The 320-nt window shown below is 63.4% G+C and carries 1 protein-coding gene; it reads left to right on the top strand.

All coding sequences use genetic code 11. From position 1 onward, the window contains the following. A partial coding sequence (locus tag KWG70_RS17790; RefSeq protein WP_230937384.1) for a hypothetical protein occupies positions 1-320 on the top strand: 320 nt, incomplete at both ends.

The raw sequence follows: 320 nt of genomic DNA, 5'->3' as shown, positions 1-320 counted from the left end.
CTGCTGCGCGTGGTGCTGGCTCTGGCGGTTATTGCCGTGGTGCTGGGCATCTGGAAGCGCGAGCAGATCATGCGGCTGATGGCGGTGAATTCGCTGTTTACCGAAGAAAAGATTGTGGGCAACTTCTCCAACATGAATTCCGCGTTCCTGTGGATCGAGATGGACCGCGGCGACGGCCCGGTCACGCCGCTGCCCGAAGGCCCCAAAGCCACCCTGCCCGCCGCTGTCGCGCCGTGGGTTGAGGCCCGGCAGGTCACCTCGCTGCTGGTGCTCAAAGATGGGGAAATCGTGTCCGAGGACTACTTCCTCGGCACCAGCGC

Source organism: Psychroserpens luteolus (assembly GCF_021032705.1).
GTDB lineage: Bacteria > Bacteroidota > Bacteroidia > Flavobacteriales > Flavobacteriaceae > Psychroserpens > Psychroserpens luteolus.
The sequence above is the reverse complement of the archived record's forward strand: the minus strand, read 5'-3'. Positions and strand labels throughout refer to the sequence as shown.